The organism is Enterobacter sp. HSTU-ASh6 (assembly GCF_026319105.1).
GTDB lineage: Bacteria > Pseudomonadota > Gammaproteobacteria > Enterobacterales > Enterobacteriaceae > Enterobacter > Enterobacter sichuanensis.
On record NZ_WSPD01000022.1, the window covers coordinates 20,461 to 42,350 of the forward strand.

Genomic DNA, 21,890 nt, shown 5'->3' on the forward strand with positions numbered 1-21,890 from the left:
TTTTTCTCAGGCGTGACGTGTTCTGCCAGTATAAGGCCTACCACCATGCATGAAAATGGTGAACCGGCCCAATACCGTGACCCACTTCCAGAGTATCGGCTTTTGCCAGCGCCGCGGAGAGCCAGGCTTTCGCTTCCTGCACCGTATCGGCCCAGTTTTTATGCCGTGGACGCAGCGCCGCCAGCGCGGCCGAGAGTGTACAGCCCGTGCCATGGGTATTTTTGGTTTGCACGCGCGGGGCGGTGAAACGCACTTCGCCTTCGCGAGTGAAGAGCCAGTCCGGACTTTCAGCGTCATCCAGATGCCCACCCTTCATCAGCACCGCCCCGCAGCCCATCGCCAGCAGGGCATTCCCCTGCTCTTTCATTTCACGCTCAGTTTGCGCGTGCGGCGCACCTAACAGCGCGGCAGCTTCAGGCAGATTAGGGGTAATGAGCGCCACCTGCGGCAGCAGCTTTTTGCGCAGCGTCTCCACGGCGGAAGCGGAGAGCAGCGGGTCACCACTTTTTGCCAGCATGACGGTATCCAGCACCACGTTTTGCACCTGATAACGCTTAAGCCGTTCCGCCACCGCTTCAACAATGTCCGTCTCGGCCAGCATGCCGATTTTGGTGGTATCGATGCGCACGTCGCTGAACACCGAATCCAGCTGTGCGGCGACAAAATCGGGCTCGATACGGTAGACCGACTGCACCCCGCGCGTATTTTGCGCCACCAGCGCGGTGATCACCGAGCAACCGTACGCGCCAAGAGCCGAGAACGTTTTCAGGTCAGCCTGGATACCGGCGCCGCCGCTGGGATCGGTGCCGGCAATGGTCAGGGCGTTAATCCGTTTCATGCCGGTACCTCCAGCGTGTAGAGCGCATCCAGGAACGCGCTGGCAAAACTGCCCGGGCCACGAGAGTGCGCAACGGCAACCGATCCGGCCCGTTTCATCCAGCCGCAGGCGGCAGCGACGTTATCCAGCCTGTCGCCCGGCAGCGAGCAGCTCGCTGCCACAACGGCAGAGAGCGCACACCCGGTGCCCACCACGCGCGTCATCAGCGGGTCACCACCCGTGACCGTGCGGGTTCGCTGTCCGTCGGTGATGTAATCCACTTCACCGGTGACGACCACAATGGCGTTGGTCTGGCGGGCCAGCGCCTCGGCAGCTGGCACCGCGCTGGCAGCGGTATCGGTCGTATCAACGCCACGTCCACCCGTGCTCATGCCGGCAAGGGCCAGGATTTCGGAGGCATTGCCGCGAATGGCCGCCGGTTTCAGGGCAAGAATTTGATGGCAAAAACGGGTGCGGAACGCCAGGGCGCCCACCGCCACCGGGTCCAGCGTCCAGGGTTTGCCTGCCTCCACTGCACTTTCAATGGCACGACGCATTGACTGGGCGCGCGGCGATGTGAGCGTGCCAACGTTAATCAGCAGCGCATCGGCCATCCCGGCAAATTGTTCAGCCTCTTCGGCTTCAATCACCATCGCGGGGGATGCGCCAAGCGCCAGCAAAACGTTGGCCGTAAAGGTCTGCACGACATCGTTGGTCATACAATGCGTGAGCGGAGAACGGGTTCGGAAGTGGTGTAAAACGTGTAAATCGAGCAGGTCAGGCTGCATGGTTTCGCTCCTGCCTTGCGTGAAGAAGCGATGACCGGGAAGGCATCTGACTTCCCTACGCTGGCATTATCCAGATCAGGTAATACGGGTATTTCTCAGCCTTCACAAAGAAGGGCACCCCGAGTCATTTGGTACATTTCTGTTACTTTTTGCCAGATTAGGGGAAGTTGTTTGCTGACGCAAGCCCGCCCTTCCGCTTATCGCTTCTTCACGCTGTACCTCGGTTTGTACCCCACTCTAACTATGAAAAAAGTCGCCATTAAGCTCCTTTGTTACATTAGTCATGATATCAAAGCATATCCTGTTGCCCCTGACCGTATAGAACGTAAAATGACCAGGCACATTCAGGAAAGGAGGCTTTATGGATATCGCGCTGCTCAACAGGGGATGGAACAGAACCTGGTCAGATACCATGGTAAATCTGGAAGCCCGGAAACTCGTCGAAACAGCAAACCGGCTGTCAGCATTCTATTTGCAAGATGGGATAACACGTATCAAGTTTGTCGAAGAGATGAAACAGGTCGTAGAAAAGGAGTTTGAGGCAGCGCGGCGAGCTAAAACAGACGAAGAATGCATTGTATGCATCAAAAATCTGCGTGCTGAAACAGACAATCTGCTTGAACAAGAGCGTCTGTTAAGAACTAAGTCCGCACAGCTTTACGCGAAGGTCGAGTTTGTTAAGGAAAATAATAAAATCGTCGGGTACATGATTTCGGCTGTGAATATCGTTATATCAGGGATAGTTTTCTACGGCGGAATGATCATGATCTCGACGATGACCCCCATTGGCGTCCTCGCTGGCGCAATCTTAGTTGCTGATGGCACTAACGGTATAACCAGAGAAGTGAATACATTATTATCTGAAGGGAAATCTAACTCTGAAGGTGTGGTCGCTGACAAAGTGATTAATACTGCTCAGTTTATGGGATTTAAAGCTGAATCTGGTCTGGCTTTTTATAACGCTCTAACACTAAGCGCAAGCATCTACAGCATTTTTGGATTAGCGCGAAAAGCAGGTGCCTGGCGATTGTTCCGTTGGCTTCCCCACGATTACCACCGTAAAGTCAACACAATGAGCCGCCCCAGGTTAACGATGAAAATAGTAGGCTATGGTATCAAGGCTAAAGTTATTTTTGACCTGCTTTCCACCGAAGCACCGAATCATTAACCCCTGTATTTTCTCCAGAACCGCCAGGATTTGTAAGAAAGGACTGGCGGTTGAACAAAAACAGCAATCAACATTGCTATAGATAAACTGATCCCCGTTGATATGATATATTCTATTTCTTTTGAAATGATTACCCAGAGAAACATTGCTATGAAAGCGTAAAAGATCCAAAGAACGATCCTGAATCGATTAGCCAGATCCTGAATCGCTTCTCCCAGGGTTCCGCCGTAGCTTTCAACGTTGTTTTTTATCTTCTGCAAATCCGAAGGTGTAAACCCTGAACGTAACAACGCCTCATCAGTCACTTTCATATCGTATCGTCCTTTAACTCTCAAAAGTTGTTTCCCCAATCACTGATTGTGCAAGCAATCATACTGATGAGTGTTATCGCAATCCAGCCGAAACTTTCCGCAGACTCTATCCCCCTTTCTTATCGTCTGGGTGGTGTCCAGGCGTTTCGACCATGTAAGGGTTAACGCTCACATGATGTTTGGACAATTTATCAGATTTTAGACAATACACGTCTTGCTGAGTTGCATTAAACCTCGCATTCGACGGTGCGGAGACGACTCCATCAGCCGGATGGCAAAATACTATTAAAGCAGGAGCTTATATATCGGTAAATCGCAGAAAACAGCGTAACCGGGGCTTAACCCCAGGTGCCAGAATTTTCGAATTATCACACCGGAAACAGAATAATTGTGAAGAGACTTGAGACCGTAGCACAGCCTGTGAATGGGGGGCGATCATGGCCCCTCTTCTAAACATCTCATTTTTTATAACAATCCTCTTACTCATTTATAGCAATTTATGTTAGATACATTTTAAATTTAATTTTCAACATAAATATTTTTATCGGGCATCCAATGTTACCAAAGTCTCCCAGCAAAACTTTCATTCAAAAGAACAGGAATATTCAATGATAAAAGAAGTCGTGAATCCTATAAATTTGAATTAACTATTTTGTCAATTTCACAGGTCTTTTGGTCAAAACACTTAAGCAGTTCTTATTGATCAGTGTTTAATACTTTTTTCACCTCCCCATACCCAACATTAACTATGCAACTGAATTTATTGATAATATCATCTAAAGCAACGCTGTGAAGCGGATGAACAATTAATGCGACTTATGATTTAGATCAATAATCAAAATTACACATTCAAAGATAGTTACTGCACGTTACAAAATAAGTCACCAAACTAAAACTTGATCGTTAATCGTGAATTAATGCAGATATAACAAGAAGTTGTATCTTCCCGCCAGGATAGCGCCCAAAGTTTTTTCCGTATTTGTATTTATGATGAGAGCTTTGAAATGAAAAAATCTATTATTGCTGTTTTTGTATTTAGTGTTTCATCTGCTGCAATGGCAATACAGCATAATCCTGTTAATCCACAATATAATGTTACCTATAATACGAATTTCGGTAACAGCTACATAAACGCTAAAAACAACCAGTCAGCGTGGAATTCTGCTCCTTATGCGGTTCCTGTTAAACCGCAGTCTATCCCTGGTCCGGTTCCAATGCTGATTCAGCTGACGCCACCCAAGCCAATTTTGCCACCCCAGCAAACACCCACTCCGCTTGTCGCCCCACAGCCTGTTCTGCCACTACAGAAAACGCCGGTTGTTCCGCCAAAGCCGCAGGCTTATAACGTTCCGGGTAAAATCCCTGCATTACAAACTCAATTAATGTATACCCCCTCTGTACCGCCAAAAGCGATTATTCAGGCTCCGGTGCAACCGCTGATTAGCCGTAATGATCCCATCGGGGTTCAGGGTGATATTCAGAAACTAACAATCACGGTAGTCGATACCCAAACTCCGGTAGGCCCGACAACAACCCCTGCTCCTGCTTCGGCTAAAACAACTATTGCGACTGCACCTCAACGTATACTGACTATTAATGGAATTAACGGGAAAGATGGCGCTACCGGAAAACCGGGCCCACAAGGTGTGGCAGGTAAAGCGGGGCGTAACGGAATCACCACTACCATTACAAAAAGTGTTGTTGATAAATCAACCATCGCCAAAGTTGATGCAACTATCAATCACGTTAAATCACTTAGTGCGCAAACTACAGCACAAGCTAAAGATCTGAAAGCGGCTCAACAGGTATTTGCGCAGACACAAGCTAACACTCACTCTCAATTCGAAAACCTGAAAGATGAAGTTGATGGTAATAAAAAAGAAGCGCGTGGTGGCGTAGCCTCTGCTGTTGCAATGGCTTCCATGCCCCAGGTTGAAAAAGATCAGGCTGTAATGTTCTCTGCGGGTGCCGGTGAATTTAAAGGGGAGGAAGCGGTCAGTGTCGGCGCTTCCTTCCATGCGGGTAGCGCGGTTGTGAAAGCGGGTATGAGTGACTCAACGAATAATGATTTCGCAATGGGTGTCGGTGTCGGCATCGGATTTTAAATAATAGTTTTTCATTCAGCGCCTTCTGTTGAAGGCGCTTTATAACTGTAATTTATGAGGTAATAATAATGAAAAAGTTAATGATGGTAGCTGCCGTAATGTCTCTTGCTGCATGTTCTTCACCCGCTCAACGTATGGCTGAGTGTGAAGCGCAAGGTGTCAGTAAAGACGCATGTTATGTCGCGGAGCAAAACCGCACGACAGCAATTAACGCTGCGGCTGAAAAACAGGCACTTGAAAACGCGGCTCAACGTGCACAATCAGCACACAAGCACCTGCCGAAAGGCTGTACGCAATTGCAGGACGCGAACGGTGAATGTAACGTGAAGCCAGCTACACAGAGCAGCAGCGTTAAACAACTTACCAGTGAAGCAGATCACGTTATGAACCAGCCAATCTCGGATGCTGCAGAATACCTTCTCTCTAAAGGCTGGAAACCAAACAATGGTACGTGGAGCAAAGGCGGCTACTCCCTTCAATTGGTTGTAGAGAATGAGAAAGTCATGAACGCTCAACTCTCTAAAGATTAAAAATAATCATCATTTAAGAATCTATATTTACGTCGCCCCATCAAGATGGGGCAGTATTTTAAATTAAGCTGACCTGATGCCCGTCGCCACCAGGTCCGTGTTTACTCCAGTTGCCAGGCCCCGCCATGGATGAGCGACGCCCGCCCCGTCCAGGCAAACAGCGCCAGATCACGGCAATCTTCATCAGGATAAATGCGGCTGCTGAGGCACGCTTCTCCCTCATTAACAAACACTTCAACGGAAGATCTGTCAAAGAACAGGCGCAGATTAAGCGCATTATTCAGATTGAGCGCGACGCTACGTGAGCCACACAGGCCATACTGCGGGTAGTATCGCTCCAGCACCAGGCGCTGCATCTGCGCATCAACATAGACGCGTAGCCCGGTGCCAAGACGAATGCCGTAGTGTTCCGCCGTGCTGTTTGCGCAATCCCACTGCAGAATAACCTCCAGCGCGTCGCAGCGTTCCACCAGCGCTATCTGCTGATTGGTCAACGTACTCACCGGCCAGGGGAACCACGCTCCCCGGAGGCTTTCGACCTCTCTGGCCGGCCGCATTTGCAGACGATTATCCGCGCTCAGCGTCAGTTCGCGCGGTAACGAGAGCATGCCTGCCCAGCCATCCTCCTGTTCCGGTAGGGGAGATTCCCACATATCCAGCCAGCCGATAACGATGCGGCGCCCATCAGGCGTCAGGAAACTCTGTGGAGCATAGAAATCATGCCCGCGATCCATCTCCACAAACTCACCTTCACGCACAAAATGCTGCCCGGGCTGCCACTCGCCCACCAGATAGCCGCTCTGGAAAAGATTGCGATTTTCGAATCCTTCGGCAGCCAGTCCCTGTGGTGAAAACATCAGCACGCGTTTACCGCTGAGAGTGAAAAAGTCCGGGCATTCCCACATATAGCCCATCTCTTTTTCAGCCACCGCAAGCACGCCCATATCCTGCCACTCGCGCAGATCGGCAGAACGATATACGCGCACCTGGCCCGTCTCGCCGTCGCGCGCGCCAACAACCATGTACCAGCTCTCTCCTTCACGCCACACTTTTGGGTCGCGGAAATGATGCAGGCCAGGCGGCGTATCAACGATCATTCCCTGCCGGGCAAAATGAATGCCGTCACGGCTGGTCGCCAGGCACTGCACCTGGTAGAGATTCGCCTCGTCATCCGGATCGCCGTGGAATTTATGTCCGGTGTAAATCAGTGCCAGCGTATCGCCATCCACCACCGCCGAACCGGAAAAACAGCCATCCTTGTCTTCAGGCCCTTCCGGCGCCAGCGCAACGGGAAGGTGTTCCCAGTGAACTAAATCTTTACTGCGCGCATGGCCCCAGTGCATCGGGCCCCACTGGGTCGAGTAGGGATGATGCTGATAAAAAGCGTGATACCAGCCGTCAAACCAGACCAGGCCATTTGGGTCGTTCATCCAGCCAGCGCGGGCTGCCAGGTGGTAACGCGGATACCAGCGCAGGTTAAGCTCTTCGCGTCTGGACTGAAGTTCCAGCTCTGCTTTCGTAATGGAATACGTCATTTCTCTACTCTTTCGATCAGATGGTGGAAGGTTGCGGCATGAGCGGGTCAGAAGAGGACTTACCCGAGCGCAACAGGAAAATGGAGATAAACGTGGTGCTGAACACTAACAGCCCCATAATGAGATAGGACTGGGCAAAGCCGTATTTCTCATAGCTGTAGCCCGCCAGCGGCGACAGGACCGAGGCAATCACCGAGCTTGTACAGGCAAAGCCCACCAGATAGAGGGTGGAAGAGAGCCGCTTATCAAAGTGTAAACTGTTGTATTTAAAGATAGAGACCAGCAAAACGGGCAGTTCAACTGCGTGCAATAGCTTGGTAATGGAGATAAGTACCGGCCCCTCAACCAGCCCCGACGCCACCATACGCATTGCCATCACCATTCCCGCGAAAATCAGGCCGTTCTTCGCGCCAAGGCGATTCACCAGCCATGGCGCGCAGAACATACCCGCCGCCTCAAGGAAAACCTGGAAGGAGTTGAGATAGCCGTACATGGCGTTTCCTTCCTGTAACGTCGGGAACTGGGAGGAGAAATAGACCGGGAACTGCTGGTCGTAAACGCCATAAATACAGGTGCCGATAACGAAAAACACCAGCGCCCAGAACCGCGGCAGCGTCAGCAGGCGCAATGCATCTTCCAGGGTGACCTTACCGCCGGATACCGCTTCCTGCATAGCGTGTGGGGCGGAAGAGACCCTGAGTCGCGCCAGCAAAACAAAAAACGCCAGCCCTGCACAGCTCGCGACAGCGAAGTTGAGCTTCGGATTAAGGTTAAACAGGAGCCCCGCAAAAAAGGTTGCCACCGCCCAGCCAAGCGATCCCCACATCCTCGCCTTGCCGAACTCAAACTGGCTCTGGCGGGCCACTCGCTCGGTATAGGACTCCAGTACCCCTATCCCGCCGTTAAACGTCAGGCCGATATAAATCCCGCCAAAAATACTGCCGAGTAAAACGTTAATCTGCAGCAGATAACCAAACAGCAGGAAGGCAGGACCAGAAAGAATGAGCAGGCTGGTCAGAAACCAGAGCAGGTTTTTGCGCAGGCCGAGTTTGTCCTGAATGAAGCCGTAGCAGATTTGCGCGCATAGCGCGGAGACAGAAAGCACGGCATAGATGACTCCCGTATCGCCTGCCTTTAGCCCCACCTCCTGGTGGAGCCAGATGGAAAGCAGCGAGCCGGAGGATGACCACGTGACAAAAAAGAAAAACAGTAATGCGCTTAATAAAGGGTAGCTGTGAGAGTGATGCGTTTTCATCATGACATTCTCATGTTGGAGTAATGACACAATGGTAACGTTAACATTTATCCTTTCTCATGCGGTTTGGCTGGAATTTAAGATGTTAATCACGAAAGTTAACGTTAACATCAAAGGAATGAGATCGCGATCAAATATTCATCACTGAGGGCAGCATGGCCTGGCCTGTGCATCAGCCTTCCTTTTACATCAGCGACTTAGTTGTATACCCTTTCACACAGAGCATTAACGGAGTAAGAAAATGGCATCCCTGAAGGACGTCGCAAAGCTGGCTAACGTATCGCTGATGACCGTCTCACGCGCGCTTAACAACCCGGAGCGCCTTAAGCCGGAAACGCTGGCGCGCGTACAGCAGGCTATCGAGCAGACCAGCTACGTACCCGATCTTTCCGCCAAGAAAATACGCGGCGCGCATGCCTCGCCGAAAACCATCGGCGTGCTGGCGCTCGATACGGTGACGACGCCTTTCTCGGTGGAGATTACGCTGTCCATTGAAGAGACGGCCCGGATGCATGGCTGGAACAGCTTCGTCATGAATATGTTTACCGATGACAACCCGGATACGATCGTCGATCTGCTGCTCTCCCACCGCCCGGACGGGATTATTTACACCACAATGGGATTACGTCAGGTTCCTCTCCCTGCAAAACTGCTTACCCTTCCCTGTGTGCTGGCCAATTGCGAAAGTGTCGATGAACAGGTCGCCAGCTATATCCCTGATGATGAACAGGGGCAGTACGCCGCCGTGCAGGCGTTACTCGCCGAGGGCTACCGGCAGCCTTTTTGCCTGCATTTACCCGCGGACCATCTGGCCACAACCCGGCGCCGTCAGGGGCTGGAACGTGCGTGTCGTGAAGCGGGGCTCGACCCGGACACCCTGGAACATAGCTACATGGCGTCGGGGGACGAGCACTATCGTGACATTCCGTCAGTGCTGCTGGCGCGCATTCAGAATGGCATTCCCCTGTTCGACTCCGTTATCTGCGGTAACGATCGTATCGCATTGATGGTGTACCAGACTCTGCTGGCGCAAGGGCTTCGCATCCCTGAAGATATCGCGGTTATCGGTTATGACAATATGGTGGGCATTGGAGAACTCTTTCTCCCCCCGCTTTCAACCGTTCAGCTGCCGCATTATGAAATTGGTCGCCTGAGCGCCCTGCATATTATTAACGGTGAAACCCACCGGGAAACCCTGCGTGTTGAAAGTCCTTTTTTGATGCGGAATTCCGTTGCGCATCCATCCTGACCACCGCTTTTTGCCCCTGTTGCCGAAATAAGCGTGTTAAGTTCGCGGATGGCACGATTTGTCACACTCTTTTTTATGATTTTGCTGCCAGAACGTTAAGTACGTAACCGCCTGTTTTTATTTGCCATAAACTGCAATTTTCCGCCTGAAAACGGGGATATACCTCCCCCTGTGCGCCGTGTCACAAAACAGTAAACAAATTAACCATTGAGCCCCGTGGCAAAAGGCTCTATATTGGCGGCGTTTTTTTCAGGCCCCCCATCTGTTTTTTAACTTTTTATTCAATCGTGGCTCATAACGAAGCGGCGGTTGTAGGAGTGATATGATGACGGATAAAGTCCGTATTGACACCGTAGATGCCCACAAAAGCAACGAAACCTATCTGGCCCGTCAGGCCGAGTTTGAATCTAACGTCAGGAGTTATCCGCGCAAACTGCCTTTAGCGATCACTAAAGCAGAAGGCGTGTGGGTAACCGATGCAGACAATAAAGAATACCTTGACTGTTTAGCAGGCGCAGGCACCCTTGCGCTTGGCCATAACCACCCTGATGTGCTGAAAAGCATCCAAAATGTCATTACCAGCGGCTTGCCGTTACATACTCTGGATCTGACTACGCCTCTGAAAGACGCGTTTTCCGAATACCTGCTCTCTCTGCTGCCTGGTCAGGGCAAAGAGTACTGCCTGCAGTTCACCGGTCCATCCGGTGCTGACGCTGTGGAAGCCGCGCTGAAGCTGGCGAAAAAAGTGACCGGCCGTAGCGGTATCATCAGCTTCTCGGGTGGTTACCACGGCATGACCCACGGCGCGCTGTCCGTGACCGGCAACCTGTCTCCGAAAGAAGCGGTAGACGGTATGATGCCAGAAGTGCAGTTTATGCCTTACCCGCACGAGTACCGTTGCCCGCTGGGTATCGGTGGTGAAGCGGGCGTGAAAGCGCTGACTTACTACTTCGAAAACCTGATCAACGACGTTGAGAGCGGCGTGCGCAAACCTGCTGCCGTCATTCTGGAAGCGGTTCAGGGCGAAGGCGGCGTGAACCCAGCGCCGGCTGAGTGGCTGCAGCGCATCCGTAAAGTGACTCAGGAACACGGCATTCTGCTGATCCTCGACGAAGTTCAGGCGGGCTTTGCCCGTACCGGTAAATTCTTCGCCTTCGAACACGCTGGCATTGAGCCAGACATCATCGTGATGTCTAAAGCTGTTGGTGGCGGTCTGCCGCTGGCCGTGCTCGGTATCAAAAAGCAGTTCGATGCATGGGCACCAGGCCACCACACCGGTACCTTCCGTGGCAACCAGCTGGCGATGGCAACCGGTCTGACGACGCTGAAAATCCTGAAAGACCAGAACATTGCAGGCAAAGTGGCTGCACAGGGCGAATGGCTGAAAGGCCAGCTGAAAGAGATGGCGAAACGTTATCCGGTTATTGGTCACGTTCGCGGTCTGGGCATGATGATCGGTATCGAGATCGTTAAGCCACACGAAGCCGCTGACCACATGGGTTGCTTCCCGGGCGACGGCGAGCTGTCTGCACTGATTCAGAAGAAGTGCTTCGAAGCCGGTCTGATTCTGGAGCGTGGCGGTCGTAACGGTATCGTTCTGCGTCTGCTGCCATCTCTGCTGATCAGCGATGAAGAGCTGAAAGTCTTCCTGGATAAATTCGAGCAGGCCCTGCTTGCTGCGGGCGTTCGCCCGGCGTAACCGGAGTTGTTGATTACGATGTCTGATTCAAACCCAATTTTGTTCTCCTCTGCGCAGAGCATTGAAGCTTACCAGCAGGCGATTGAACAAAGCACTCAGGCTGTGATGCAGTGGCTGAAGCAGCCTGAGATGTATCAGGGCAAAACGGTCGCGGAACTGCGCGACCGCATTAAGCTGGATTTCAACCCGAAAGGGCTGGGCAACGAAGCGGCGATTGAACGCGCCGTGGAGTTCTTCCTGAAAGACAGCCTGTCCGTTCATCACCCGCAGTGCGTGGCGCACCTGCACTGCCCAAGCCTGGTTGTTAGCCAGGCGGCGGAAGTGCTGATCAACGCCACCAACCAGAGCATGGACTCCTGGGATCAAAGCCCGTCCGCAACCATCATCGAGATCAAACTGATCGAATGGCTGCGTACCCGCGTGGGTTATCAGGCTGGCGACGCCGGTGTCTTCACCAGCGGCGGCACCCAGAGCAACCTGATGGGCCTGATGCTGGCCCGTGATGCGTTCTTCGCGCGTCAGGGTCACTCCGTTCAGCAGGACGGTTTAACAGGCGATCTGCGTAAAATCCGCGTGCTGTGCTCCGAAAACGCGCACTTCTCCGTGCAGAAAAACATGGCGCTGATGGGTCTGGGTTACCAGTCCGTGGTGCAGGTGAAAACGGATGAATTCTCCCGTATGGATCTGACCGATCTGGCGGCGAAAATTGAACAGTGCAACGCGAACGGCGAACAGATTCTGGCGATTGTCGCGACAGCAGGTACCACCGATGCCGGTGCAATCGACCCGCTGCGTGCCATTGCCGAGCTGGCGGCGAAGCAGAACATCTGGGTACACGTTGATGCGGCCTGGGGCGGCGCGCTGCTGATGTCTGAGCAGTATCGTCACTACCTGGACGGCATTGAGCTGGTGGATTCCGTGACCCTGGACTTCCACAAGCAGTTCTTCCAGACCATCAGCTGCGGTGCGTTCCTGCTGAAAGAAGCGCGCCACTATGAGCTGATGCGCTATCAGGCGGCTTACCTGAACTCTGAGTTCGATGAAGAAGCCGGCGTGCCAAACCTGGTGTCCAAATCGCTGCAGACCACCCGTCGTTTCGACGCGCTGAAGCTGTGGATGAGCCTGGAAGCGCTGGGTCAGGAGCAGTACGCGGCGATTATCGATCACGGCGTGACGCTGGCGCAGCAGGTTGCGGCTTACGTGAAAGAGCAACCTGCTCTGGAACTGGTAATGCAGCCACAGCTGGCAAGCGTGCTGTTCCGCTTCCGTGGCCAGGTGCAGGCCGATGACGCAGGTATCGCCCTGTTGAACCAGAAAATTGGTGATGCGCTGCTGGAGTCTGGCCGTGCAAACGTCGGCGTGACCGAGCATAACGGCGTGACCTGCCTGAAGCTGACGCTGCTGAACCCAACCGTGACGCTGGAGGATATCAAAATCCTGCTGTCGCTGGTTGAGCGCACCGCGCAGGAAGTTCTGGCGAAGTAATACTCCACCCCTCTTCTCCGGAAGAGGGGTTTATTTTTATATCCCTGCCCACCACATTCTGATTTTTAATCCCCAGTAGCTCGTCCAGCCCGTCGTGGTACTGACGACGTTCCCCTTCGATACAATGACCAGCGTCGGCGTCACGCTTACCTGCCATTCCTGCGACAGCGCACCGTTTTCATCGTTTATCACCGGCATTTTCAGCTGTTTCTTGTCAACCCAACGAGCAAGCTTAGCGTTATCACCGGAGCGCATGGCGATACTCACCACGTTCCCGCCCTCTTCTGCCAGCTGATTGACCGCGGGCGTCGTGAAACGGCAGATGCTGCACCAGGTGGCCCAGACGTAAATCAGCAGTGGGCGCTCGTGGCTGAGCGCCGCGATATCGTGCGTTTTCCCGTCGATGCTCTGCATTGGGGTTGCGCTAAACGTGGCGGGTAAGGTCGGTTTTCGATACTGATCCACGCCCCACACCACGGCCAGCGTCAGCACAACAAGTATTATCCCTTCCCGCGCCCAGCGGCGCAGTCGGCTCAATTTACGGTTATCCATTGTGACCTCTTGATTTAACAGAGGTCATCTTAGCGGGCTGCACGCCGTCACGCTGTAAAGAAGTGTCGCGTTACTTCGTTCGTAGGGTGTCGACCATCAGCGTAAAGCAGGATTCAATGAGCGGAGGAAGCGCCTGCGGGGCACGCATCAGCGCCACCGTGCGGAACAGTGCCGGCTGCTGAAGATGAACCACCTTAAGCCGGGGATCCTGCAAATGGGTGGTATAAAGCTGCGGCAATATCGCCACGGCCAGCTTCGAACGCACCAGGCCGTACAGCGTCTCAATATAGTCCACCTGATAACGCGTCTGCAGCGAAAGACGATGACTTTCGGCAAGCGCATTGACCAGCCGCTGGATGTTGCCTTTGGAGAAGACGGCAATATCCCGACCCACCAGCTGTTTCCAGGGCACGTGTGCCGACGCGCCCAGCGGATCGTCGCAATGGAATACCGCCACAAACGGATCTTCCTGCAGCGGGAACACGTTAAGCTGGTCGGGAACCGAGCTGTCCAGCGCCCCGATACCGAAATCAATCTGCCCTTTCAGCAGTTGCGCCACCAGCGCGTCATTGGTTTGATCGTGAAACTCCACCCGAAGGCGTGGAAAGGCCTGCGCAAGCGTCTGCGGCAGCAGCGGAAACAGCAGCGAGCTGACGGAAGGCACCAGACCGATTCGTACCGTGCCGTCGCCGCCGGCCTGCACAATCTGCTGCATATCATCAAACGCCAGCTGCGCTACGCTGAGCACCCGCTGGGCGTGGGGCAAAATGGCGTGACCCAACTCGGTCAGCGTAACCGCCGACGCGGTACGATTGACCAGTTTGCCGCCGAGTACCGTTTCGATTTGTCGCAGGGCGCTGCTGAGCGCAGGCTGGCTAATGGCCAGTTTACTGGCGGTATCCGTAAAATGACGCAGCTGCGCCAGCGTGACAAAATACTGTAGCTGCCGAAGGGAGAGCGCAGGTAAGCGCTGCCAGGGTTCCGTCATCATTCTCCATTACACCCGTCACAGAATAACCCGGGGTTATCGGGCGATAAATTTTATCAGCTGGGCAAACGTTTGCCGGGTGCATAGAGTAACGTCAATATTTCAATGCTGGAACTGTTAATTGCATGACTGCCGAAACCCGACGCCGCGCCGTTCAGGCCGCACGAGGCGAAACGCCCTTTGACCTGCTGCTTACCCATACCCGAATTGTCGATATGGCAACCGGTGAGATCCGCGAGGCGGATGTGGGGATCGTCGGCTCGCTTATCGCCAGCGTCCACCCGCGCGGCAGCCGCAGTGATGCGCTTGAAACGCACGACCTGAATAACCAGTTCCTCTCTCCGGGCCTCATGGATACGCACGTGCACCTTGAAAGCTCGCATCTGCTGCCCGCACGCTACGCGGAGATCGTGCTGGCACAGGGCACCACGGCTGTCTTCTGGGATCCGCACGAGCTGGCGAACGTGCTCGGCATTGAAGGCGTCCGCTTTGCGATTGCGGCCAGCCGCAGCCTGCCGCTGCAGGTGATGGTCGCAGCGCCCTCGAGCGTACCTTCCACGCCGGGGCTGGAGATGTCCGGCGCAGATTTTGCGGGCGAAGAGATGAATACCCTGCTCGGCTGGCCAGAAGTGCGCGGCGTGGCGGAGGTGATGGACATGCACGGGGTGCTGAACGGCAGCCAGCGTATGCTGGAGATCCTGCAGGCCGGCCTGGAAAGCGGAAAGCTGATTGAAGGCCATGCGCGCGGTCTCAGCGGCGCCGATTTACAGGCGTATCTGGCGGCGGGCGTCACCTCTGACCATGAGCTCACCTCCGCCGACGATGCGCTGGAAAAATTGCGCGCCGGGCTGATGCTGGAGATCCGCGGCTCGCATCCCTACCTGCTGCCCGAGATTGTCAGCGCCCTGAAAACGCTGCCGCACCTCTCGTCGCAAATCACGGTCTGCACCGATGACGTTCCCCCTGACGTGCTGCTGGAAAAAGGCGGTATTATCGCCCTGCTCAACCTGCTGATTGAACACGGTCTTCCGGCGACGGACGCGCTGCGGTTTGCCACGCTGAACGCCTCCCTGCGTCTTCAGCGCAACGATCTCGGACTGATTGCCGCCGGAAGACGCGCAGACCTGGTGGTGTTTGACTCTCTGGAAAAACTGACGGCTCGCCGGGTGTACGTCGCCGGGAAATGCATTGCCCGTGACGGCGCGATGATTGAGCCGATCGTTGATACGCCGCTGGCGCTACCGCGTGATACCGTGCGCCTGTCGCCCCTGGCCGCCAGTGACTTTTACCTGCGTATCGACAACGCAAACCACGGTGTCGCGCGCCTGCGCCACATCAGCGGCGCACGTTTTACCCGCTGGGGCGAAACTGACGCCCGGGTGCGTAACGGGCGCGTTGAAATACCGGCTGGCTTTAGCCTGATCTGGGTTCAGCACCGCCACGCGCGCCATGCGGCAACGCCGCAAATCGCCCTGCTGGAAGGCTGGGGAGAGCTGCGGGGAGCCATCGCCACCACTTACTCCCACGATTCACACAATCTGGTGGTGCTGGGGCGCGATCCCGACGATATGGCGCTGGCTGCCAACACGCTAATCGGGAGCGGCGGTGGGATGGCGCTGGTCCAAAACGGTAGCGTCATCGCGCATGTTGCGATGCCGATCGCGGGCATGTTGTCGGAACTTCCCCCGGCTGAGCTAGCCCGTCAGTTTCGCACGCTGCGTGAACGCAGCAGCCAGATTGCCGACTGGGAGCCGCCGTACCGGGTCTTTAAAGCCATTGAAGGAACCTGCCTTGCATGTAACGCCGGGCCGCATCTGACCGATCTTGGACTGACCGATGGCAGCACGCGCCAGATTGTTAATCCGCTGATTTCTTACCGGGAAACCCCGGACACCACACAATAATATCGAAGGAGAGCCGGATAATGGCCGACAACACCGTTAATTCGCCAGCACCAGGGAGCTGGCTTGAACGTCGTTTTGCACTGCATACGCATGGCAGTACCGTGCGTACCGAGTGTCTGGCGGGTCTCACCGGTTTTCTCGCCGCCGCCTATTTGCTGGTGGTCATCCCGGGCCTGCTGGCCGTGGGCGGGATGGACAAAGGCGCGGCGACGACCGGCACCATTTTAGTGTTTGTGGCCGGAACGCTGCTGATGGCCTTTTACGCTAACCTGCCGTTTATTGTCGGGCCGGGCATTGGTGGCTCGGTGCTGGTTGGCGTGACGCTGGCGGGAAGTGAAGGCATCGGCTGGGAAATCGGTCTGGGCATTGCCTGCTGGTCGGGGATTTTGTTCTTTCTGCTGACCCGCTTTGGCCTGCGCGAAGTGGTCACCCGCTCCGTACCGCAGTCCATCAAACTCGGGCTGACGGCCTCTATCGGCTTGTTTGTCGCCGTACTCGGTTTCCGTAATGCCGGGCTGGTGCTGGCCAACGCCAAAACAAATGCGCTGATGCTGGGGGATTTTCTCTCACCCGGTGCGCTGGTGGCGCTCGCCGGCCTGTTCCTGGCCATTGCCCTGCAGGCGCGCCGTATTCCGGGTGCTATCTTGTGGGCCATTTTGTTCGCCACCCTCGTGGGCATCCCGATGGGGGTCACGCGGTTGCCGGCAAGCTTCATCGATATGCCCCATTCGCTCACGCCGGTGCTGGGCCATATCGACATGCTGGGTGCCCTGAATATTGCCTTCCTGCCTTTCCTGTTCGTCTTCTTCGCCTCGGAATTTTTCTCCACCATGGGTACCACGCTGGCGGTGGGAGGAGAAGCCGGGCTGCTGGATGACGAGGGTAATATGGTCAATATCAATCGCCCGTTTATGGTGGACTCTATTGCCGCGGCGTTAGGTCCGTGGGTCGGCATTCCTGCCGCCACGGCGCTGATTGAATCCTCGGCGGCCGCGGAAGCGGGGGGAAAAACAGGCATCACGGCGCTGGCCGCCGCGTTCATGTTTCTGTTGATGCTGCTGTTTACCCCGGTAGCGCTGATGATCCCGAAAGAAGCCACAGCGCCTGCCCTGATCCTGATCGGTCTGAACATGTTCAGCGGACTGCGTAAGGTGGATCTGGCGAATTTCACCGACGGGCTGCCGGTACTGATGATGGTAATGATTACGCTCATCGCCAACAGCTTCGGGACAGGCATTGCAGGGGGACTGCTGTTTTACATTGTCATTAAAGCGATTGCAGGAAAATGGCGAGACATCCCTGTTGGCCTTTGGATCCTCGCCATCCCGCTGGTCTATTATTTTGCCACGCTGGTGAAGCATTAATCCTTGCGCTGTCGCCGGGTCGGGCTTTGGCCATACTCATAATGATCATAGCCCGCACGGTAATACTGCGCGGCCGATTTAATCACGTCGTTCAGCACGGTACCGCCGATGCGCGCGCCCGTTTGTTGCAGACGCTTGATGCTGTTCTCCATCTCTTTCAGGCGGGTCTTGCCAAAGCGGGCAACCAGCAGCGAGGTGCCCGCCACCCGAACGGCCACTGCGGCGTCGGTCACGGCCAGCACTGGCGGTGTGTCGAGGATCACCAGGTCATACTGTTCATTCGCCCAGGTCATTACCGCCCTGAAGCGTTCGCTCATCAGCAGTTCGGAGGGGTGTGATGGAACCGGCCCGCAGGTCAGCACATCTATATTGCCTTGCTCATAGTGCTGAATCGCCTCCTGACAGGCGCACTGTTCTTCAAGCACGCAGGAAAGTCCGGTGTGGTTTTTCAAACCAAATACGTTGTGGACGTATCCCTCGCGCATATCCGCATCGATAAATAACACCCTGAGCCCGGCCTGCGCCTCAATCGCGGCCAGCGAGGTGCTGACCAACGTTTTTCCGCAGTCCTGGGTGGGTCCTGAAATCATGACGATGCGGTTAGCGGCATCCTGCAACGTGAAATGCAGGCTGGTACGCAGCCCCCGCACGGCCTCGACAAAAATATCGGCGGGCCGGTCAACCGGCAGAAAAGGCACATCGTTAATCTTGTGCCTCCAGCGCGAACCCAATACGCGTTTGCGGCGCAGATTCGTTTTTTTCCACAACCACATCGAACGCGGTAAGGTCGCCATCACCGGGACGCCGAACCCTTCCAGTTGTTCTGAGGTATTGATACCCCGTCGGAATGCAATACGAAGCAAAACAAGGCCCACAGAGCACATCAGGCCCAACAGCGTGCCCGACACCATAATTAGCGTCTTTTTCGGTTTAATGGGATCGGGTTGCGTCACCGCGCTGTCGATAATTCGCACGTTCCCGATGGTGCTGGAGCGTGAAATATTCAGCTCCTGCTGACGGGTAAGCAGCTGCAGGTAGATGGTGCGGCCTGACTCCACATCCCGGCTGAGGCGCAAAATGTCCTGCTGAGTCGAAGGCATGGCGGCAACACGCTGATTCAGGTGGATCTTCTCCTGCTCCAGAATGTGACGTTTTTCACGCAATGCACGGTAGTTCGGGTGCTCTTTCTTAAACAGCTGAGAGATCTCTGCCTCACGAAACGTCAGCTCGTTGAGCTGGTTTTCGATATTCACAATCTGTTCGAGCACCGATTTCGCTTCCAGAGAGAGATCGACCGAATCACGCTGTTTGCGATATTGATTCAGCCGCTCTTCGGCCTGATCCAGTTCGCTTCGGATTTTAGGTAACTGCTGCTGCAAAAACGCAAGACTGCGGGAATCCTGCGCTTCCTGGCGGTTAATATTTTGCTGCAGATAGTTGTTGGCAATCCGGTCAAGCACATGGGCAATCCGCTCCGGATCGCTGCCGGTGAGCGTTAGCGTCAGCACCCCGCTCTGTTTTGCCGATTCAACCACGGAAAACTGGGTACTCAGGACATTAATGGCCTCCAGACGGGTGCTGCTTTGCAGCGTAAATTCGGTGCCCGGCGGGGCATCAAGGTTCACCACCAGCAGGGATACTCCCGCTTTTTCCAGCGCTTTTCCCTCTCTGCCCTCAGCAGAAAAGTTGTCACCCTCCAGCCGATATGCGCCCTTTTCCAGCACCGTGAGGAGAAGTGTGCGTGGCTTTCCTTCGACAGGTGAAAGCTGCAGCCAGCCCAGGGTTAGCGTGGCGGGTTTATGGCCCTGCAACCGCGCCCACAGACGTCCCCTCTGTGTCACGTTCTGCGTTAAGCCTAATTCATCAACGGTGGCCCCGAGTATCATGCGCGATTTAAGCAGCAGAATTTCGGGTTCAACATCGGGAGAGAGCTCATTACTGAACTGTCTTAAATTTTTGAGCAGGCTGTTATCCTGTTTTCCTTCCACCTGGATTAAGGCATCTGCGCGATAAACAGGCGTCGCCAGAAAGGCGTATAGCCCCGCCAGGACGGTGAATATGAAGGTCACTGAGAGAATAAGTACACGATGATCGAGCATCTCGCTGAGGAGACGAAGGAGATCAATTTCCTGATTTTCGGGTGCCGCTGCACCGTAACTGTCTGTTGTATAAGACGACATTAATGCTTCATTCCTTTTTGACTCAACCGATGAGCCCATTCCTGACTGGCTTTGCCTAACAGCCCGAAAACATAGTCAAATGCTTCACGACTCTTGCGATAGGGATCGGGGATCTCCTGCGGCTCCAGCCATTGCCCAAAGAGCAGCGATTTGCCGCGCAGTTCCGGGGCCATAGCAGAGATAAAACGCAGATGGGCGGGTTCCATCACCAGAATAAGATCCGACTCCCGCATCAGCTGCCGGGTCAGCTTACGTGCGCGATGACCCTCCAGTGAGATCCCATGACGCCAGGCCACGTCCTGAGCGCTGAGATCCGCCGGGCTTCCCTCTAGGCCGAATATGCCTGCCGAGGTGATCCGTTTTCCCGGGAGCTGCTGGCGTAACAGCCGCTCGCCAATCGGTGAACGGCAAATATTGCCCGTGCAGACCACTAAGATGGAATCAAACATTATTGCGGCCACGACCTGAGGTAGCGGACCGTTTCGGTCAGGTCATGCACACCTGAGATGGTCGGCACAAGCTGAGCGATCACGCGGTTCCAGCGTGACAGCGGTGCCGTGGTGACATAGACAATATCGTAGGGTTCAAGCTGGAATTCGGTCCCCAGCACCATCGCAGAGGCATCCTGCGCATTAAGCTGGTAAATACGGGCTATTTTTCCCGCGTCATTGCCTTTAGCCATGGAACGAATGACAAAAATGCCCGTCGCATCGGCCATGTCCTGATTCAATCCCCCCGCATTGCTCAGCGCTTCCGCCAGGGTCATGCCGCTTCTGTCCATCTTAAGCGTGCTCTGCTTGACAACTTCGCCCATCACAAACACTTTCAGTGCGTCGTTACGCGGAACAAACAGGATATCGCCCGGGTAGAGCAGCTTATTTTGCGTCAGGTCGCCGTGCTGCATCAGCGCATACAAGGAGAGAGGAGAATCCTTTCCCTCGTGAGTGAGCACCACATTACGCCAGTCAGCGTCGGCAGAGAGTCCCCCCGCTGCGTTGACGGCATCCATCACCGTCAGGGGGATATTGGTGATGGGCTGCTGACCAGATTTGACCACTTCTCCGGTGACGTAGGCTTTTTGCGAACGGAAGGCGGCCACGCTGACGTCCACCTGCGGGCTTTCGATCACGCTATTCAGGCGGGCGGCGATCTCCTCCCTCACTTCAGAGACCGTTTTGCCTGCCACCGGCAGTTTCCCGACATAGGGATAAAAGAGCGTGCCGTCCGCATTCACCCAGTTACCGGTGTCACTGGCACTGCGATACTGCCCGGCAGGTGTTGTCAGTTCCGGGTGATCCCAGACGGTCACGGTTAAAATATCCCCGGCGCCGATGCGGTACTCCCACTCCCTGACCTGATCATCCAGCTTAGGATTTGGCTGAGATTTCGCGACAGCAGGCCGCAATTTCTCAATCAGTGACGGGGTAAGAGGATAAAGATCCACGCGCTTATCTAAATAATTGCCCTCTTCATCCGACGCAATAATATTTTTCCCGGATGAACGTAATGTTTGCCCGGGAGAAAATATACAGCCGGTCAACTGACTTATTGCCAAAAATATTACAGAGAATGCTATTGTGTTTTTCATTAAAATTAAAATATCACTGATGATCGCGCCAAACGCGTAACAGGCAATCCCTTTAAGAATCACCCAATATCATAACGCACTGTTTTCAAATAATTAAATATAGAAATAAACATCATAAAATAGAGGAAAGAAACACCAGAATAACGTAAGACTGATAATTAAACCGGTCGCCTTTCATGAGTTTAAAACGCCTTCAAATAAAAAGCATGCCTTGTGACTCACATTCTTATGGCAAACTCCCCTTTTCAGATTTAGTTAAAATAAATATTTTTTCACTGAATTAATTTCCCCAAATAACATTCACAAAAGTAATGTTATTAACCTTTGGCGCTACACAAAATCGTTCACTTTTGTTACATTTTTTTTCTAACA

Annotated in this window: 18 protein-coding genes and 1 riboswitch; of the genes, 8 read left to right on the plus strand and 10 right to left on the minus strand. The window is 54.2% G+C overall.

The genetic code is table 11. The annotated features are described in order from the left end of the window. Window positions 1-37 precede the first annotated feature (37 nt). Both thiD and thiM read right to left on the minus strand, forming a co-directional pair. Entirely contained in the window at window positions 38-838 is an 801-nt protein-coding gene (thiD, locus tag GM298_RS20295) for a bifunctional hydroxymethylpyrimidine kinase/phosphomethylpyrimidine kinase (RefSeq protein ID WP_266155144.1), read from the minus strand. Continuing rightward, window positions 835-1,605 (minus strand): hydroxyethylthiazole kinase, encoded by a 771-nt coding sequence (gene thiM, locus GM298_RS20300; RefSeq protein ID WP_045285604.1) that lies wholly within the window; start codon window positions 1,603-1,605, stop codon window positions 835-837. Before thiM ends, thiD begins: the two co-directional genes overlap by 4 nt. A gap of 35 nt (window positions 1,606-1,640) precedes the next feature. After that, window positions 1,641-1,737: riboswitch (TPP riboswitch) on the minus strand. Window positions 1,738-1,966: 229 nt separating this feature from the next. Here thiM and GM298_RS20305 point away from each other — a divergent pair. Beyond that, window positions 1,967-2,773 carry a DUF4225 domain-containing protein gene (locus tag GM298_RS20305; RefSeq protein WP_095450420.1) on the plus strand — a complete coding sequence of 269 codons (807 nt, stop codon included), beginning with the start codon at window positions 1,967-1,969 and terminating at the stop codon, window positions 2,771-2,773. On the opposite strand, the gene GM298_RS20310 is transcribed toward GM298_RS20305, so the two are convergent. Continuing rightward, window positions 2,770-3,084: a hypothetical protein gene (locus tag GM298_RS20310; RefSeq protein WP_025760293.1), complete on the minus strand. Its 315-nt coding sequence runs from the start codon at window positions 3,082-3,084 to the stop codon at window positions 2,770-2,772. The two genes, GM298_RS20305 and GM298_RS20310, sit on opposite strands and share 4 nt — an antisense overlap. A 1,004-nt stretch (window positions 3,085-4,088) precedes the next feature. Here GM298_RS20310 and GM298_RS20315 point away from each other — a divergent pair. Both GM298_RS20315 and GM298_RS20320 read left to right on the plus strand, forming a co-directional pair. Then, window positions 4,089-5,189 carry a YadA C-terminal domain-containing protein gene (locus GM298_RS20315; protein ID WP_266155145.1) on the plus strand — a complete coding sequence of 367 codons (1,101 nt, stop codon included), beginning with the start codon at window positions 4,089-4,091 and terminating at the stop codon, window positions 5,187-5,189. 68 nt (window positions 5,190-5,257) lie between these two features. Then, a complete protein-coding gene (locus tag GM298_RS20320; protein WP_266155147.1) occupies window positions 5,258-5,719 on the plus strand; it encodes a hypothetical protein in 462 nt (153 codons plus the stop codon). A 101-nt stretch (window positions 5,720-5,820) separates the two neighbouring features. On the opposite strand, the gene GM298_RS20325 is transcribed toward GM298_RS20320, so the two are convergent. Further along, a complete protein-coding gene (locus GM298_RS20325; protein WP_266155149.1) occupies window positions 5,821-7,254 on the minus strand; it encodes a glycoside hydrolase family 32 protein in 1,434 nt (477 codons plus the stop codon). Between the two features lie 16 nt (window positions 7,255-7,270). Further along, the gene (locus GM298_RS20330; protein ID WP_104557466.1) at window positions 7,271-8,512 is read right to left on the minus strand and encodes an MFS transporter; all 1,242 of its coding nucleotides are present in this window, start codon (window positions 8,510-8,512) and stop codon (window positions 7,271-7,273) included. A 238-nt stretch (window positions 8,513-8,750) separates the two neighbouring features. Here GM298_RS20330 and GM298_RS20335 point away from each other — a divergent pair, with 238 nt between their 5' ends. The 3 genes from GM298_RS20335 to GM298_RS20345 all read left to right on the plus strand — a co-directional run bounded on the left by GM298_RS20335 (window position 8,751) and on the right by GM298_RS20345 (window position 12,942). Then, window positions 8,751-9,758: a LacI family DNA-binding transcriptional regulator gene (locus GM298_RS20335; protein WP_266155151.1), complete on the plus strand. Its 1,008-nt coding sequence runs from the start codon at window positions 8,751-8,753 to the stop codon at window positions 9,756-9,758. 322 nt (window positions 9,759-10,080) lie between these two features. Then, on the plus strand, window positions 10,081-11,457 hold the full coding sequence (locus GM298_RS20340) for a diaminobutyrate--2-oxoglutarate transaminase (protein WP_025759990.1): 1,377 nt from the start codon (window positions 10,081-10,083) through the stop codon (window positions 11,455-11,457). A gap of 18 nt (window positions 11,458-11,475) precedes the next feature. Further along, window positions 11,476-12,942 (plus strand): pyridoxal phosphate-dependent decarboxylase family protein, encoded by a 1,467-nt coding sequence (locus tag GM298_RS20345; protein WP_025759992.1) that lies wholly within the window; start codon window positions 11,476-11,478, stop codon window positions 12,940-12,942. Between the two features lie 36 nt (window positions 12,943-12,978). On the opposite strand, the gene GM298_RS20350 is transcribed toward GM298_RS20345, so the two are convergent. Next, a complete protein-coding gene (locus GM298_RS20350; RefSeq protein ID WP_032672686.1) occupies window positions 12,979-13,494 on the minus strand; it encodes a protein disulfide oxidoreductase in 516 nt (171 codons plus the stop codon). A gap of 70 nt (window positions 13,495-13,564) precedes the next feature. Further along, window positions 13,565-14,485, minus strand: coding sequence for a LysR family transcriptional regulator (locus tag GM298_RS20355; RefSeq protein WP_176472211.1), 921 nt, complete (start codon window positions 14,483-14,485; stop codon window positions 13,565-13,567). Between the two features lie 122 nt (window positions 14,486-14,607). Here GM298_RS20355 and GM298_RS20360 point away from each other — a divergent pair, with 122 nt between their 5' ends. Further along, window positions 14,608-16,386 (plus strand): adenine deaminase, encoded by a 1,779-nt coding sequence (locus GM298_RS20360; protein WP_266155156.1) that lies wholly within the window; start codon window positions 14,608-14,610, stop codon window positions 16,384-16,386. Between the two features lie 20 nt (window positions 16,387-16,406). Further along, a complete protein-coding gene (locus GM298_RS20365; protein ID WP_266155157.1) occupies window positions 16,407-17,750 on the plus strand; it encodes an NCS2 family permease in 1,344 nt (447 codons plus the stop codon). Here the strand turns inward: GM298_RS20365 and GM298_RS20370 are convergent. From GM298_RS20370 to GM298_RS20380, 3 genes are read right to left on the minus strand one after another with little or no spacing between them, the layout of a single operon-like run. Then, complete coding sequence (locus tag GM298_RS20370) at window positions 17,747-19,930, minus strand: polysaccharide biosynthesis tyrosine autokinase (protein ID WP_266155158.1); 2,184 nt, start codon at window positions 19,928-19,930, stop codon at window positions 17,747-17,749. The genes GM298_RS20365 and GM298_RS20370 overlap by 4 nt on opposite strands. Continuing rightward, a complete protein-coding gene (locus tag GM298_RS20375; RefSeq protein ID WP_126801454.1) occupies window positions 19,930-20,379 on the minus strand; it encodes a protein tyrosine phosphatase in 450 nt (149 codons plus the stop codon). Before GM298_RS20375 ends, GM298_RS20370 begins: the two co-directional genes overlap by 1 nt. Then, on the minus strand, window positions 20,379-21,518 hold the full coding sequence (locus GM298_RS20380; protein ID WP_266155159.1) for a polysaccharide export protein: 1,140 nt from the start codon (window positions 21,516-21,518) through the stop codon (window positions 20,379-20,381). The genes GM298_RS20375 and GM298_RS20380 overlap by 1 nt, the downstream gene beginning before the upstream one ends. Window positions 21,519-21,890: the final 372 nt, after the last annotated feature.